Genomic DNA, 13,927 nt, shown 5'->3' with positions numbered 1-13,927 from the left:
ACAATCGAACAAGCGGTGGACGACACCACCACCCGCATGAACATGATCCAGGCGATCAATTCCGCGATGGACGTGACGATGGCGCGCGATCCGGCGATCGTCGTCATGGGCGAGGACGTCGGCTATTTCGGCGGCGTCTTCCGCGCAACCGCAGGGCTTCAGAAAAAATACGGCAAGACCCGCGTCTTCGACACGCCAATCACCGAATGCGGAATCATCGGCGTCGCGGTCGGGATGGGCGCCTATGGCCTGCGCCCGGTGCCGGAGATCCAGTTCGCCGATTACATCTACCCCGCGCTCGACCAGTTGGTCAGCGAGGCGGCGCGGCTGCGCTATCGCTCGGGCGGTGAGTTCACCGCGCCGCTGACGGTGCGCTCGCCGTTCGGCGGCGGGATCTTCGGCGGGCAGACGCATTCGCAGTCGCCCGAGGGGATCTTCACGCACGTCTCGGGGGTGAAGACCGTCATCCCCTCGACGCCGTACGACGCCAAGGGGCTGTTGATCGCGGCGATCGAGGACAATGATCCGGTGATCTTCTTCGAGCCGAAGCGCATCTACAACGGCCCGTTCAACGGCCATTGGGACCGCCCGGCGGAGAATTGGTCTAAGCATCCCGGCGGGGAGGTGCCGACGGGTTACTACAAGATCCCGCTCGGCAAGGCGAACGTGGTGCGCGCGGGCGAGGCGGTGACGATGCTCGCTTATGGCACGATGGTGCACGTCTGCGCGCAGGTGGTGGCCGACACCGGCGTCGATGCCGAGATCGTCGACCTGCGCACGCTCGTCCCGCTCGACATCGAGACGATCGAGGCGAGCGTGCGGAAGACCGGGCGTTGCATGATCGTCCACGAGGCGACGCGCACCAGCGGGTTCGGCGCGGAGCTGGCGGCGCTGGTGCAGGAGCGGTGCTTCTACCACCTCGAGGCGCCGGTCGAGCGCGTCACCGGCTTCGACACGCCGTATCCGCATAGCCTCGAATGGGCCTATTTTCCCGGACCGGTGCGGATCGGCCAGGCGCTCAAGAAAATCCTGAAGGACTAAGGCAGATGGCGCGTTTCACCTTCAAGCTGCCGGACATCGGCGAGGGCATTTCCGAGGCGGAGATCGTCGCGTGGCACGTCGCGGTCGGCGACCGCGTCGAGGAGGACCAGAGCCTCGCCGACATGATGACCGACAAGGCGACCGTCGAGATGGAATCGCCGGTGGCGGGCGTGGTGGTCGAGATCGCGGGGGCGGTCGGCGATCAGGTGTCGATCGGTGCGCCGCTGGTGGTGATCGAGACCGAGGGGGAGGGCGAGGTTGCTTCTCCCGCTGCGGAGCCGGAGACGCTGGAGGCGGAGAATCCCGGTGTGGAGGAAGCGCAACCGCAAGCCCTCTCCCCTGCGGGGAGAGGGTTGGGTGAGGGGTTGGAGCCTCGCGGAGAGGATAGTCTCGGTGAGACCCCGGCCCCTCACCCCAGCCCTCTCCCCGCCGGGGAGAGGGAGCCGGTCGCCCACTCGCCCGTCCTCGCCTCGCCCGCCGTCCGCGCCCGTGCCAAGGACCTGAACGTCGACCTCTCCGCGATCCGCGTGGCAGAGGGGGAGCGTATTCGCCACGCCGATCTCGACGCGTACCTCCGCTACAACAGCGGACAGGGCTATCACGCCCCGCACGCCAATCGCGCGCGCGACGACGAGCAGGTGCGCGTCATCGGGATGCGCCGCCGCATCGCCGAGAACATGGCCGCGGCGAAGCGCCACATCCCGCACTTCACCTATGTCGACGAGATCGACGTCACCGCGCTGGAGGAGATGCGCGCCGACCTCAACGCGCATCGCGGCGAGCGGCCCAAGCTGACGCTGCTGCCGCTGCTGATCGTCGCGATGTGCCGGACCTTGCCCGACTTCCCGATGCTCAATGCGCGCTACGACGACGAGGCGGGCGTGGTGACGCGCGCGGGGCGCGTGCATGTCGGCATGGCGACGCAGACCGATGCCGGGCTGACCGTGCCGGTGATCCGCGACGCGCAGGACCGCAACGTCTGGCAACTCGCGACCGAGATCGCACGGCTGGCGGGCGGGGCGCGTGCCAACAAGCTGACGCCGCAGGAACTGGGCGGCGGGACGATCACCGTCACCTCGCTCGGGCCGCTGGGCGGGATCGCGACCACACCGGTCATCAACCGACCCGAAGTGGCGATCATCGGGCCCAACAAGATCGTCGAACGTCCTGTCTTCCGCGGCGACGACATCGTGCGTGCCAAGCTGATGAACCTGTCGATCAGCTGCGACCACCGCGTCGTCGATGGCTGGGACGCGGCGAGCTATGTGCAGGCGTTGAAGCACTATCTCGAGACGCCGGTGCTGCTGTTCGCCGATTGACGATGCGCGCCGGCACTGCACGCGCGCAGGACGCGGCGCGCGGGATCGGCGCCTCGCGGCTGGGTCGTCATCGAACCGTCACGAGAAATGCTCTAGGCCGCGGCCATGCATCTCGATCTGATCCAGTCGCTCAGCCTGTGCGGCGACGCCGGCACGCCCAATGACGATCGGGCGGGCAGCGGCACGCGGCACGCCTGGGTGATCGACGGCGCGACCGACCTGTCGCCGCCGGGACTGCTCGGCGCGCAGGGCGGGGCGGCGTGGCTTGCGGCAACTGCCGACGCGGCGTTCGCGGCGGCGATGGCGGACGATCTGCGCGGCACCTGCACGCAGGTCTTCGCGGCGGTCGCGACGCGCTATGCGGCGCAGCGGCAGCGTGAACCCGAGGGGGCGTGGGAAACGCCACGCGCTTCGTTCGCGGCGGTGCAGCTCGTCGGCGACATGCTGGAGGTGGCGTGGGCGGCGGATTGCGCGGTGCTGCATGCTTCGGGAGCGACGGTGACGTGGTGCACGCCCGCGCCCGATCGCGCGCGAGAGAGCGCGCAGGCGGCGGCGCTGGGGCCGGGGGTCGGCGCGACCAAGCTGCGCACCCCGGCGGTGCTGGCGGATCGTCGCGCCGCACGGACGCTGCCGGGACAGAAGGTGCTGGGCATCGACGCTGGCGAGAGCGCGCGCGCCATGGAGGTGGTGAGCGTCGCGGTCGCGCCGGGCGACGACCTGCTGCTGATGAGCGACGGGATGGCGGCGCTGGTCGATGCCTATGCCGCTTACGATGCGGCCGGTCTGGTGGCGGCGCTGCGGTCGCGTGGGCTGGCGGCACTGGGCGGCGAACTCCGCGCGATCGAGCGCAGCGATGCCGCCTGCCGGCGCTACCCGCGCTTCAAGGCGAGCGACGATGCGACCGCCTTGTGGGTGCGGGTGGGAGGCTGATCGTCATTGCGGACGGAGCGAAGCGATCCAAGGACGGACCTCGACGCTTTGGATTGCTTTGCTACGCTCGCAATGACGGCTGAGATTAGGCGCAATCGAACTCCGTCGCGCAGCTAAATCCGTCACTACGGACTTGGTTTAAAGAAAACTGTAAGGATCGACGTCGACCGCGACGCGCACCTTCGCGGGCCAATCGAGCGCACCGAGCCAGTCGCGGATCACGTCCTGCACGTCGAGCGCCCGGCGTGCATGGACGAGCAGCCGGAAGCGGTGCCGTCCACGCAGCATCGCCAGCGGGGCGGGGGCGGGGCCGTAGACCTCCATCCCGTCGACGCGCGGCGCCGCGCGGCCGATCGCGCGCGCGGTGTCGTGCGCCGCGCCCTGATCCTCGCTCGACACGATGATCGCGGCATAGCGGCCGAACGGCGGCGCACCGGCGTCCTCGCGCGCTTCGGTCTCGGCGGCGTAGAAGGCGTCGGCGTCACCGGTGATCAGCGCCTGCATCACCTGTGCCTTGGGGCTGTGCGTCTGGATATAGACATGGCCGGGCTTGGTACCGCGCCCGGCGCGCCCCGATACCTGCCGGATCTGCTGAAAGGTCCGCTCGGCCGCGCGCAGGTCGCCGCCGTCGAGCCCGAGGTCGGCGTCGATCACCCCGACCAACGTCAGATTGGGAAAGTGATAGCCCTTGGTCACCAATTGCGTGCCGACGACGATGTCGATGTCGCCGGCCTCCATCCGCGCGACGAACTCGGCGGCCTTGGCGGGGCTCCAGATCGTGTCGGAGGTGACGACCGCGGTGCGCGCTTCGGGGAACAGCGCCGCGACCTCGTCGGCGATCCGCTCGACGCCGGGGCCGCACGCGACCAGCGTGTCCTCGTTCTGGCATTCGGGGCACAGCCGCGGCACCGGCTCGATATGCCCGCAATGATGGCAGGCGAGCCGCCGCGTCAGACGATGCTCGACCATCCAGGCGGTGCAATTGGGGCATTGGAAGCGATGCCCGCACGTCCGGCACAGGGTGAGCGGTGCGTAACCGCGGCGATTGAGGAACAGCAAAGCCTGCTCGCGCCGCTCCAGCGCTTCCTCCATCGCCTTGACCAGCCGCGGGCTGATCCAGCGCCCGCGCTCGGGCGGCTCGGCGATCAGGTCGATCGCCTCGATCGTCGGCATTTGCGCGACGCCGAAACGGCCGGGCAATTTCACCTCGGCATATTTGCCGAGCGCGACCTGATGCCGGGTCTCGATCGCCGGGGTGGCGCTGGCGAGGATCACCGGGCACGCCTCGAACAGCCCGCGCATCACCGCGACGTCGCGCGCGTGATAATGGACGCCGTCCTCCTGCTTGAAGCTGGTTTCGTGCGCTTCGTCGACGACGATCAGCCCGAGGTTGGCGTAAGGCAGGAACAGCGCCGAGCGCGCGCCGACCGTCACCCGCGCCTCGCCGCTGGCGATCGCGCGCCACGCGCGACGGCGCTGGGTGGCACGCAATCCGCTGTGCCACGCGACCGGCTCGCAGCCGAAGCGGTCGTGGAAGCGCTTGAGGAACGGTTCGGTCAGCGCGATCTCGGGGAGCAGCACCAGCACCTGCCGGCCGGCGCGGAGCGCGGCGGCGACCGCCTCGAAATAGACCTCGGTCTTGCCCGATCCCGTCACGCCGTCGAGCAGCGTCGGGCGGAAGGCGGCGGCGGTGACGCCGTCGACCAGCGTCGCGGCGGCGGCGCTTTGGTCGTCGGACAGCGTCGGCGGCGCGTGATCGGGGTCGGGGACAGGGAAGGGGCTGTCGATGTCGACCGGTACGCCCTCCAGCGCGCCGACCTTGACGAGCCCGCGGATCACCGCGTCACTGACGTCGGCGATCGTCGCCAGCTCGCGGATCAGCCCCTGCCGGTCGCCGATTCGTTCGAGCGCCTGCTCGCGCTGCGCGGTCATTCGCTCCGGCACATGGCCGGTGGCGCGATATTCAACGACGCTCCGCCCGCCTTCCAGCGCGGCGGTCGAGGACAAGGCCATCCGCACCACCGCGGCGGTCGGGGCCAGATAGTAATCGGCGGTCCATTCGATCAGCCGCCGCAGCGGCGCACGGAGCGGCGGCACGTCGGCGACCGCGAGCAGGTTGCGCAGCCGATTGTCGCCGACCTCGGCGTCGGACGGCATCCGCTCGGCCTCCCAGGCGACGCCGAGCAACTGGCGCGGGCCGAGCGGCGCGACCACCACCGATCCGGGCTCGACCGTCATGCCGTGCGGCACGCGATAGTCGAGTGGACCGAGAGCGGAGTTCAGGACGATGACGCGCGCGCGGGAGGACATTGCCGTCCATATGGGGCCGCGGCGAGTCGGAGGGAAGCGGGTGCGGGTGGATCGGCATCCATCCCACGCCCTGCCCGATCGCCGTCATCCCGGATCAGGTCCGGGGCGACGACCAATACCTTTATGCCACCCGGCGGATGTTGCGCGTGCCCACCCGCGCGCGCTTGGCGGTATAGAGGATCGTGTCCGCGCGGCGGGCGAAGTCGCGCAGCGAGTGGCACTCGTCGTCGAACGGCGCGATGCCGACCGAGCCCGCACTGCTCATCGTCACACCGCCGACCTCGATCGGAATGCGCAGCGCATCCTCCAGCTGCGTGCGCAGCCCGGTGATGTCCCTCGCGAGCGCGGGATGCTCGACGATTACCGCGAATTCGTCGCCGCCGATCCGCGCCGCGACGCTGCCCATCAGCCACGGTTCGGACAGCGCGCTGCCGGTCAGCCGCAGCACGTCGTCGCCGGCGCCATGGCCGAGCGTGTCGTTGATCGCCTTGAACCCGTCGAGGTCGATCAGCACGAGGTGCAACGGCGTGCGATCCTGCCGCGCGCGCTCCATCGCCGCCTCCAGTTCGCGATCGAAGGCGGCGCGATTGGCGATGCCGGTCAATGCGTCGGTGTCGGCGGAGCGCCGCAATTGCTGTTCGAGCGCATGACGCTGCGTCACGTCCTGAAAGACGCCGACCATCGCCACGACGCGGCCGTCGACGATCTCCGGTTCGGCCATCGCGCGCACCCTGCGCAACCGTCGGTCGGCGGTGATGAAATCGGTCTCGATCGAGAAGGCCCGGCCGCGCCGGATCGCATCGTCGAGCGACGTTTGCACGAGCGCGCGGCTCCGTTCGGGGTAGAAGCGCATCGCATCGCGCAGCCGCGGCTTGTGCCCGACCGGCAGGCCGTGAATGCGATAGACGTTGTCCGACCAGTCGAGCGTGCCCTCGACGATCGACAGCCGCCACGACCCGATTTCCGCAATCTGTTCGGCCTGGCGGAAGATCTGGTCCTGCTGCCCGAGACGCGTGACCAGTTCCTCGCCGGTGGTGGCGATGTGGATGGCCTTCAGCGCGGTGCGCCGCGCCTCCAGCAAGGCCTCGGCAAGCGTGGCGAGATGCGCCAGCGCCGCCAGCGCGCGCGGATCGGCGGTGCGCGGAACGGTGTCGACGACGCACAGCGTGCCGACCGCGCGGCGGACGCCATCCGGATCGGCGACTCGCAGCGGCGCACCGGCGTAGAAGCGGACGCCGACGTCGGTGACGAGCGGGCTGTGGCGGAATCGCTCGTCGCACAGCGTGTCGTCGATCACCGTCAGGCAGTCGTCGACCACGGTGCGATCGCAAAAGGCGGTGGCGCGATCAAAGGTCATCGCGCCCGGCGTGGTGCGCGCCTTGACGAACAATCGATCGTTATCAACCAGGTTCAGCAAGGCGGTGGAGCAGCCGAGCAACTCCGCCGCCAAAGCGACGAGCGCGTCGAATTCGCGTTCCGGCGCGGTGCCGAGCAGCGCGAGCGCCTGCAAGGCGGCGGCGCGCGCCGTCTCGGCATGGCGATCATAGCGAGGAGTGGCGGGCGTCATGCGGAACATCTAACAGGCGTAACGTTAATTTTTGTTTGCCAATCCCCTTCATGTGCGGAGCTGCGACGGAGTGAGCGATTTGTCGGTCCCGCTGCCGTTGCCGGTGCAATGGTCGGTCCATCTGGCGCGCGATCGTCGCCGATCGGAGCATACCGTGCGCGCCTATCGCGCGACGGCTGAGCGGTTGTTGTTGTTTTTGAACGAACATTGGGGCGAGGCGGTCGATCGCGCCGCCTTGTCGCGCGTCACCGCCGGCGACCTGCGCGCCTATCTGGCGCAGCGGCGCGGCACCGGCCTGTCGAACGCCTCGGCGGCGCGCGAGCTGTCGGCGGTGCGCGGCTTCCTCGACTGGGCGGGCGGGGTCGGCGCGGCGCCGCGGATGAAGGGGCCGCGCGTCAAGAAGGGCGTGCCACGGCCGATCTCGCCCGACGAGGCGGTCGCGCTGGCCACCGACGTCATGGAGGACAGCGACGAGCCATGGGTGGCGGCGCGCGACTGGGCGGTGCTGCTGCTGCTGTACGGCGCGGGGCTGCGGATCGGCGAGGCGCTGGCGCTGACCGGCGCGGTGTTGCCGCTCGGCGAGACGCTGCGCGTCACCGGCAAGCGCGACCGGACGCGGATCGTGCCGCTGCTGCCGCCGGTGCGTGCGGCGATCGAGGACTATGCGGCGCGCGTGCCGTGGCCGATGGCGCGCAACGCGCCGCTGTTCCGGGGTGTGCGCGGCGGCGCGCTGGACGGCGGGATCGTGCGGACGCGGGTGCGCGCGGCGCGGGCGCGGCTGGGGCTGTCGGAGCGGACGACGCCGCACGCGCTGCGCCACAGCTTCGCGACGCATTTGCTGGGGCGCGGGGCGGACCTGCGGGCGTTGCAGGAGTTGCTGGGCCACGCGAGCCTGAGTTCGACGCAGGTCTATACCGGGGTGGATGCGGCGCATCTGCTCGATGTGTACCGGGCGGCGCATCCGCGGGGGTAGAAATTCGTCATTGCGCGCGTAGCGACGCAACCCGGGGCCGGATCAGGACGCCCTGGATTGCTTCGCTTCGCTCGCAATGACGATGGATCAGCCGCGCGGCTTCCATGTCGCGAAGCGCCAGCCGTACCAGCCGAGCGCGAGCACGGTCAGCGCGATCCCGACCGGGCCGACGTAGCGATCCAGCTCGGCGAAGCGGCTGCCGAGATAGAAGCCCGCGCCCGCCAGCACGCCGTTCCAGATGATGCTGCCCGCGAAGGTCATCACCAGAAAGCGCGGCATCGGCATCGCCGCCATGCCGGCGGGCAGCGAGATCATCGTGCGGAACGTCGGCATGAAGCGGAACACGAAGATCACCCAGCCGCCATGATCGTGAAGGAAGCCGCGCACGCGCTCGACGTCGCTCCATTCCATCGTCAACCAGCGGCCGTGCCGCTCGACGAACGGGCGGAAGCGCGCATAGCCGATCCGCCGCCCGACCGCATACCAGAAGACGTTGCCGGCGGTCGTCCCGGCGGTGCCCCACAGCAGCAGCGGCACGATGTCCATCTGCCCGCGCGCCACCGCGATCCCGCCGAGCCCCATGATGACCTCGGACGGGATCGGCGGGACGATATTCTCCAGCGCCATCAGCAGGAAGATGCCGAGATAGCCGCCCGCGACGATCCAGTGGATGATGAAGTCGGTCACATCCGCGCCAACGGCTCCGTCAGCGCGCGCGTTCCTCCAGCCGGCGGTCGATCGCCTCCCAGATCAGCCCGGCGACATCGGTGCCGTCGAACTTCTCGATCGCGACGATCCCGGTCGGCGAGGTGACGTTGATCTCGGTGAGCCACTCGCCGCCGATCACGTCGATCCCGACGAAGATCAGCCCGCGCTTCTTCAGCTCCGGGCCGAGCGCGTCGCAGATCTCGCGCTCGCGCGGGGTCAGTTCGGTCTTCTGCGCCGAGCCGCCGACCGCGAGATTCGAGCGGATCTCGCCTTCGCCGGGCAGGCGGTTGATCGCGCCCGCGACCTCGCCGTCGACCAGCACGATGCGCTTGTCGCCCTTCGCCACCGCCGGGAGGAACGCCTGCACCATGTGCGGCTCGCGCCATGTCTGGTTGAACACCTCGATCAGCGCCGACAGATTCTCGCCCGCGGCGCGGACGTGGAAGATCGCCTTGCCGCCGTTGCCGTGCAGCGGCTTGACGACGATCTCGCCATGTTCGGCTAGGAAGGCGCGTGCCTCGTCGAGCGAGCGCGTCACCAGCGTCGGCGGCATGAAACGCGCATAGTCGAGCACGAACACCTTTTCGGGCGCGTTGCGGACGCTGACCGGATCGTTGACGATCAGCGTGCGGTCGGCGATCCGCTCGAGCAGGTGCGTGGCAGTGATATAGCCGAGATCGAACGGCGGATCCTGCCGCATCAGCACCACGTCGACGTCCGCGCCAAGGTCGAGCGCCACCGCTTCGCCGAAGCGGAAGTGATCGCCCGCGACGCGCTGCACCGTCACCGGATGCGCCTTCGCCCAGACGCGCCCATCGCGGTAATTGAGCGCATCGGCGGTATAATGGAACAGCCGGTGCCCGCGCGCCTGCGCGGAAAGCATCAGCGCGAAGCTGCTGTCCCCGGCGATGTTGATCTGGTCGAGCGGGTCCATCTGAACGGCGACGGTGAGGGGCATGGGTCCTCCAGAGACGTTGATCCGTCCGTTAGGCGTCGGCGGCTCGCTTGTCAGCAGGCGATGCGCGGGGTGGGCGCGGCGGCGGCGGCACGCGGCCCTCTATAATGAAGCGTCCATCCGCAACGCGATCGTTCCCGCGACGCGTTCGCCTCGCGAGGTTTGTCACCATGTATGCTGCCGATACGGCGGAACGCGATCTGATTGCCGAATTGACCGACGAAGCCGGACGGCGTCTGAGCAGCATCGACCTTCACCAGATCGCGCTGCGACTGTTCGTCGACCATTGTATCGACGACGAGCCAAGCGCCACCGGGCAGATGCTGCTGCGGCTCGCGCTCAAGGCTTCGCCTTACTCCGAGAACCTCGCCGACATTCTGGCCGCCTATCGCGAGATCACCCGCCAGCGCGTCGCGCGCGAACTGCCCGGACTGGCCGAATGGGTCGCCGCGACGGCGGCACGGCGATTGCCGCTGCCGGTCGTGCTGTCGTGCGACGCCTATCTCGGCAAGGCGCGCGAGACGGCTTGTGCGCTCACCGACCGCTATTTCGGGGTGCAGCCGGTCATCGTCATCGGCGGCGGCGCGCTGGCCTTCGAACGTGACGACGCCGGGGCGGTGCTGCGGCTGCCGGTCGGGGACGTCTATGAGGCGCTGCCGGCGAAGGTGTTCGAGAGCTGGACGTTGTTGGAGGCGTTGGGGGCGCGCCACGGGGTGCTCAAGATCGACGACGACACGCGCGTGTTGCCCGGCATCGCGGCCGACGTGGATGAAACGCGGGCGGTCTTCGCGGAGGGCGATTACATCGGCGTCACGGTTGCCAGCCCGTTTCACGACCGTTGCTGGCACCACGGCAAATGCACCGCGCCGGTGCCGGCCATCTATGGCAAGCCGTTCGTCGCGCCATGGATCCGCGGGGCGCTCTATTACCTGTCCGGAAGCGCGCTGGCGCGGCTGACCGCGCATTATTTGTGCTTTCCCGGCTGTCTGGACGGCGAATATTACGAGGACAAGGCGACCGGCGACCTGCTCCATATGCTGGGCGTGCCGGCGGTCGGCTATGCGATCGAGTCGGTGCTGGGCCTCGATACCGATGCCCCGGAGCGCGGGGTGGGGCTGACGACTTAGGCGACAATCAGGTCCGCCGCTCGTTAAATGACACAGGTGAAGCTTACGTACGGCAACTGCGCAGACGTGGCTGTCCTATAATGACCGGGTCGCCGTCCGCGCTGGAACGCTTGCAACAAGCAGTTCCGGCGGCATTCTCATGTCAAAGTAATTTCAATAGGGGGACTACATGGCCATTCCCAAAATACTGCATTATTGCTTTGGCATGAGCCCGGATTTCGGCGGAAAGCCGTGGAGCCTGGTTCACTATGTCTGCCTCCGTAGCGCGATTCAGCAAATCAAACCTGATGCGGTTCACTTCTATTATGAGTATGAACCTGACTCTGTTTGGTGGGAGATCACCAAGCCACTCGTAAGCGCGATAAAGATCGAGGCTCCGCGTCGTATATGTGGGCGGCCGTTGTTGAGTCCGGCACATCGTGCCGACATCGTACGGCTGATGGCCTTAGTAAATCACGGCGGCATATACCTTGACGCTGACGTATTGGTACATCGAAGCTTCGACGATCTTCTTGATCATTCAGTCGTGCTCGGTCAAGAGGGTGTTGACGCTGAGTATGGCCTTTGTAATGCAGTGATTTTGTCGCATGCTAATAGCTTGTTTATAACTCGCTGGATTGATCAATATTCATGGTTCAGAGGAACAACCATCGGTAATCCCTTTTGGGGGGAGCATTCGGTTCAATTGCCGCATTTCATGGCAAGATTGTTTCCTAACGAGGTTACGATGCTTGACCATAAGGCATTTTTCTGGCCGACCTGGACTGCTAACGGTGTTTATCAGATCTTTGAAGCAGAGGGGCGAATCGATACATCCGAGAGCTATGCTACCCATCTATGGGAGTCGCAGGCCTGGCCGCTCATCCAAGACATGACTCCTGGCGAGGTGAGGTCGCTCGGCACCAACTTCGCGCGCTGGGCGAAGCCCTATCTCACGGAACTGCCAGATGACTTCGGCAAAACTGAGGAGGTTACCATTCCCGACGAGCGGCAAGTCCGTCGCTCTGCCTTCCAGCGAACCTACGCTCACCATCTTTGGGGTGACGACGGACAATCGAAGTTTTTTTCGGGCGTCGGTTCCCGCGGGCCTGCTGCACAGGCTTACGTTGACGCGATCTCAGCCGAGATACGAAAGGTTCGGGATACATTGAAGCGTCCCGTTTCGATCGCTGATCTCGGATGCGGGGATTTTGTCGTTGGCAGCGCCATTATCGCTGAAAGCGATAATCTCTATCTCGGGTGCGATATCGTGCCTGAGCTCATCGACTATAATCGAACGCTCTATGAGGGCGGTAATGTCTCGTTTAGAATTGTCGACGTAGTCGTAGACGCGCTGCCGGAAGCTGATATCTACCTAGTTCGGCAAGTTCTTCAGCATCTTTCAAACAGAGACATTCAAGAAGTGTTGTCAAAGCTTTGCGCCAAAGCGAACGTCTACATCACTGAAGCCCATCCCATAATCGAAGTTGGGCCGATCAACCCGGACAAGCCGAGCAATGAAGAGGTGCGATTTGACTGGCGCGTCGGTCAGGGCAGGGGTGTCGATCTCAACCAGCCACCTTTTAGTCTGAAGGTGACGCCGATCTGCGAAGCCGTCAACGGCAAGGAGGTCATCAGGACCTATCGCCTGCTGCCCTAAGCCGGCAGGTAGGCGTCTCCGTCAATAGCCGATCCATGCATTCTCGATGTGGCGCGGGCGCGTGCCGGGGGCGAGCAGGATCACGTCGACGCGGATGTCCTCGCCTGCGGTGGCGTAGTGCGGCATCAGCACCTCCGCCGCGGCGGCGACGCGCGCGAGCCGGCGCTCGTCGATCGCCGCGTCGAGTTCGGCGGGGGTGCGGCGGGTCTTGACCTCGACGAACGCGACCAGCGTACCGCGGCGGGCGATCAGGTCGACCTCGCCCACCGGGGTGCGCACCCGGCGATCGAGGATCTGCCAGCCCTTGAGCCGCAGCCACCATGCCGCAAGCCGCTCGCCGCGCCGCCCGGCCTCCTCCGCGACACGGCGGGTGGCGGTGGAGCGGGGTGGGCGCATCGCGGGAAGGATAATGGTGGAAGCGGGCGCGGGCAAGTCGCTTCACCTGCCGCGGAGGCAGGACGCATCCGGGGGCTGGAGGAACGCACCGACATCGCCGAGCACCGCGCGCGCGAACAGGCTGGCCGCGGCCGGCGCGCCGTCGTTTGTAAGGTCGGCGATCCGGTGCAGCAGCGTCGCCAGCGGGGCCGAGCATCCGCCGGCCTTGTCGAGGATCGTCAGCACGCGGGTCCCCTGCACCTGGTGCGTGGTGAGCGTCTGCGCGCCGCCGACCTGCCACCCGGCTGCCTGCCGTTTCTCGAGCGCCTGTCGCTCGCCGGCGGTGAGCTGTCGGTAGCGATTGCCGGGCTTGTTGAGGCTTGAACCCGCTGCGCCCGCGAGCAGGCCGGCGACGATCTCGCCCGCGCTGACATGCTCGCGCGTGCGCAGTGGCGGTGGGCTGTCGACGGCATAGCTTTGCAGGATCGCGGCAAGCGCCAGCGCTTCTTGTGAAGTCTGGATCGTCGCGACCATCTGACGGTCGACCACGATCGTGCCGTCATCCGGATGGCCGAATGCCTGTCCGACGGGTGGCGTCCCGACGACGACCTGCGCCGGGATGCGCAGCTTGCCGACGGCGTCATCGAACAGGCGGACCGGATCCGTCGCCACGCCGGCGGGGGCGGTGGCCATCGGCGCGATCCGTTGCGCCAGGGCCGCCTGCGATCCGCCGCCGCACAGGGCGAGCGTGGCCAGCGCAAGTGGAGAAAGACGAGAAATCCGCGGCAGAGCAAACATTTGCGATGCTTTCGTCACGTGCAGGATCATCCGGCGCGATGATCCTGCAAGTTACAAATGCATCCCGCAATGCCGGCACATGGCGGATTCTGCCGGGTGCACCCGCTTTGTGGCGCGACATGATTGATATCGTTCGCTTCCGATCAGGCGACTTTATTTTCTAGCTTATCGACCGCGGCTGAACT

General features: G+C 67.4%; 13 protein-coding genes. 7 read left to right on the top strand and 6 right to left on the bottom strand.

The features are described 5' to 3' along the window. The first annotated feature begins 36 nt into the window (after positions 1-36). The 3 genes from FHS97_RS13855 to FHS97_RS13845 all read left to right on the top strand — a co-directional run bounded on the left by FHS97_RS13855 (position 37) and on the right by FHS97_RS13845 (position 3,290). Positions 37-1,041 (top strand): alpha-ketoacid dehydrogenase subunit beta, encoded by a 1,005-nt coding sequence (locus FHS97_RS13855; RefSeq protein WP_184039164.1) that lies wholly within the window; start codon positions 37-39, stop codon positions 1,039-1,041. A gap of 5 nt (positions 1,042-1,046) precedes the next feature. Next, entirely contained in the window at positions 1,047-2,360 is a 1,314-nt protein-coding gene (locus tag FHS97_RS13850) for a dihydrolipoamide acetyltransferase family protein (protein ID WP_184038998.1), read from the top strand. A gap of 105 nt (positions 2,361-2,465) precedes the next feature. After that, a complete protein-coding gene (locus FHS97_RS13845; protein WP_184038996.1) occupies positions 2,466-3,290 on the top strand; it encodes a PP2C family serine/threonine-protein phosphatase in 825 nt (274 codons plus the stop codon). 138 nt (positions 3,291-3,428) lie between these two features. Here the strand turns inward: FHS97_RS13845 and FHS97_RS13840 are convergent, their stop codons facing one another. Further along, positions 3,429-5,600: a primosomal protein N' gene (locus FHS97_RS13840; protein ID WP_184038994.1), complete on the bottom strand. Its 2,172-nt coding sequence runs from the start codon at positions 5,598-5,600 to the stop codon at positions 3,429-3,431. Between the two features lie 121 nt (positions 5,601-5,721). Continuing rightward, a complete protein-coding gene (locus FHS97_RS13835; RefSeq protein WP_246346673.1) occupies positions 5,722-7,176 on the bottom strand; it encodes a diguanylate cyclase domain-containing protein in 1,455 nt (484 codons plus the stop codon). A 61-nt stretch (positions 7,177-7,237) separates the two neighbouring features. On the opposite strand from FHS97_RS13835, the gene FHS97_RS13830 reads away from it, so the two are divergent. Beyond that, positions 7,238-8,140 (top strand): tyrosine recombinase XerC, encoded by a 903-nt coding sequence (locus tag FHS97_RS13830; RefSeq protein WP_343053457.1) that lies wholly within the window; start codon positions 7,238-7,240, stop codon positions 8,138-8,140. 87 nt (positions 8,141-8,227) lie between these two features. On the opposite strand, the gene FHS97_RS13825 is transcribed toward FHS97_RS13830, so the two are convergent. Together FHS97_RS13825 and gshB are read right to left on the bottom strand one after the other, a co-directional pair. Then, entirely contained in the window at positions 8,228-8,827 is a 600-nt protein-coding gene (locus FHS97_RS13825) for a VTT domain-containing protein (RefSeq protein WP_184038992.1), read from the bottom strand. Positions 8,828-8,846: 19 nt separating this feature from the next. After that, a complete protein-coding gene (gene gshB / locus FHS97_RS13820; RefSeq protein WP_184038989.1) occupies positions 8,847-9,806 on the bottom strand; it encodes a glutathione synthase in 960 nt (319 codons plus the stop codon). 167 nt (positions 9,807-9,973) lie between these two features. Between gshB and FHS97_RS13815 the strand changes: the two genes are divergently transcribed. Further along, positions 9,974-10,930 (top strand): hypothetical protein, encoded by a 957-nt coding sequence (locus FHS97_RS13815; protein ID WP_184038986.1) that lies wholly within the window; start codon positions 9,974-9,976, stop codon positions 10,928-10,930. 169 nt (positions 10,931-11,099) lie between these two features. Next, positions 11,100-12,569, top strand: a complete 1,470-nt coding sequence (locus FHS97_RS13810) for a glycosyltransferase (RefSeq protein WP_184038983.1) — start codon at positions 11,100-11,102, stop codon at positions 12,567-12,569. Positions 12,570-12,590: 21 nt separating this feature from the next. On the opposite strand, the gene FHS97_RS13805 is transcribed toward FHS97_RS13810, so the two are convergent. Both FHS97_RS13805 and FHS97_RS13800 read right to left on the bottom strand, forming a co-directional pair. Then, on the bottom strand, positions 12,591-12,965 hold the full coding sequence (locus FHS97_RS13805) for a YraN family protein (protein ID WP_184038980.1): 375 nt from the start codon (positions 12,963-12,965) through the stop codon (positions 12,591-12,593). A gap of 42 nt (positions 12,966-13,007) precedes the next feature. Next, positions 13,008-13,637: a hypothetical protein gene (locus tag FHS97_RS13800; RefSeq protein ID WP_184038977.1), complete on the bottom strand. Its 630-nt coding sequence runs from the start codon at positions 13,635-13,637 to the stop codon at positions 13,008-13,010. Positions 13,638-13,705: 68 nt separating this feature from the next. On the opposite strand from FHS97_RS13800, the gene FHS97_RS13795 reads away from it, so the two are divergent. Next, the gene (locus FHS97_RS13795) at positions 13,706-13,906 is read left to right on the top strand and encodes a hypothetical protein (protein WP_184038974.1); all 201 of its coding nucleotides are present in this window, start codon (positions 13,706-13,708) and stop codon (positions 13,904-13,906) included. Positions 13,907-13,927: the final 21 nt, after the last annotated feature.

The sequence above is a fragment of the Sphingomonas endophytica genome, from assembly GCF_014199415.1.
GTDB lineage: Bacteria > Pseudomonadota > Alphaproteobacteria > Sphingomonadales > Sphingomonadaceae > Sphingomonas > Sphingomonas endophytica.
Note: the sequence above shows the minus strand (reverse complement) of the source record. Positions and strands in the feature narration are given on the sequence as shown.

Bases quoted from the DNA above. Each gene is read 5' to 3' on its own strand.
- FHS97_RS13855 (WP_184039164.1), top strand. From the start codon at position 37: ATGAACATGATCCAGGCGATCAATTCCGCGATGGACGTGACGATGGCG.
- FHS97_RS13850 (WP_184038998.1), top strand. From the start codon at position 1,047: ATGGCGCGTTTCACCTTCAAGCTGCCGGACATCGGCGAGGGCATTTCC.
- FHS97_RS13845 (WP_184038996.1), top strand. From the start codon at position 2,466: ATGCATCTCGATCTGATCCAGTCGCTCAGCCTGTGCGGCGACGCCGGC.
- FHS97_RS13840 (WP_184038994.1), bottom strand. From the start codon at position 5,600: ATGTCCTCCCGCGCGCGCGTCATCGTCCTGAACTCCGCTCTCGGTCCA.
- FHS97_RS13835 (WP_246346673.1), bottom strand. From the start codon at position 7,176: ATGTTCCGCATGACGCCCGCCACTCCTCGCTATGATCGCCATGCCGAG.
- gshB (WP_184038989.1), bottom strand. From the start codon at position 9,806: ATGCCCCTCACCGTCGCCGTTCAGATGGACCCGCTCGACCAGATCAAC.
- FHS97_RS13815 (WP_184038986.1), top strand. From the start codon at position 9,974: ATGTATGCTGCCGATACGGCGGAACGCGATCTGATTGCCGAATTGACC.
- FHS97_RS13810 (WP_184038983.1), top strand. From the start codon at position 11,100: ATGGCCATTCCCAAAATACTGCATTATTGCTTTGGCATGAGCCCGGAT.
- FHS97_RS13805 (WP_184038980.1), bottom strand. From the start codon at position 12,965: ATGCGCCCACCCCGCTCCACCGCCACCCGCCGTGTCGCGGAGGAGGCC.
- FHS97_RS13800 (WP_184038977.1), bottom strand. From the start codon at position 13,637: ATGGCCACCGCCCCCGCCGGCGTGGCGACGGATCCGGTCCGCCTGTTC.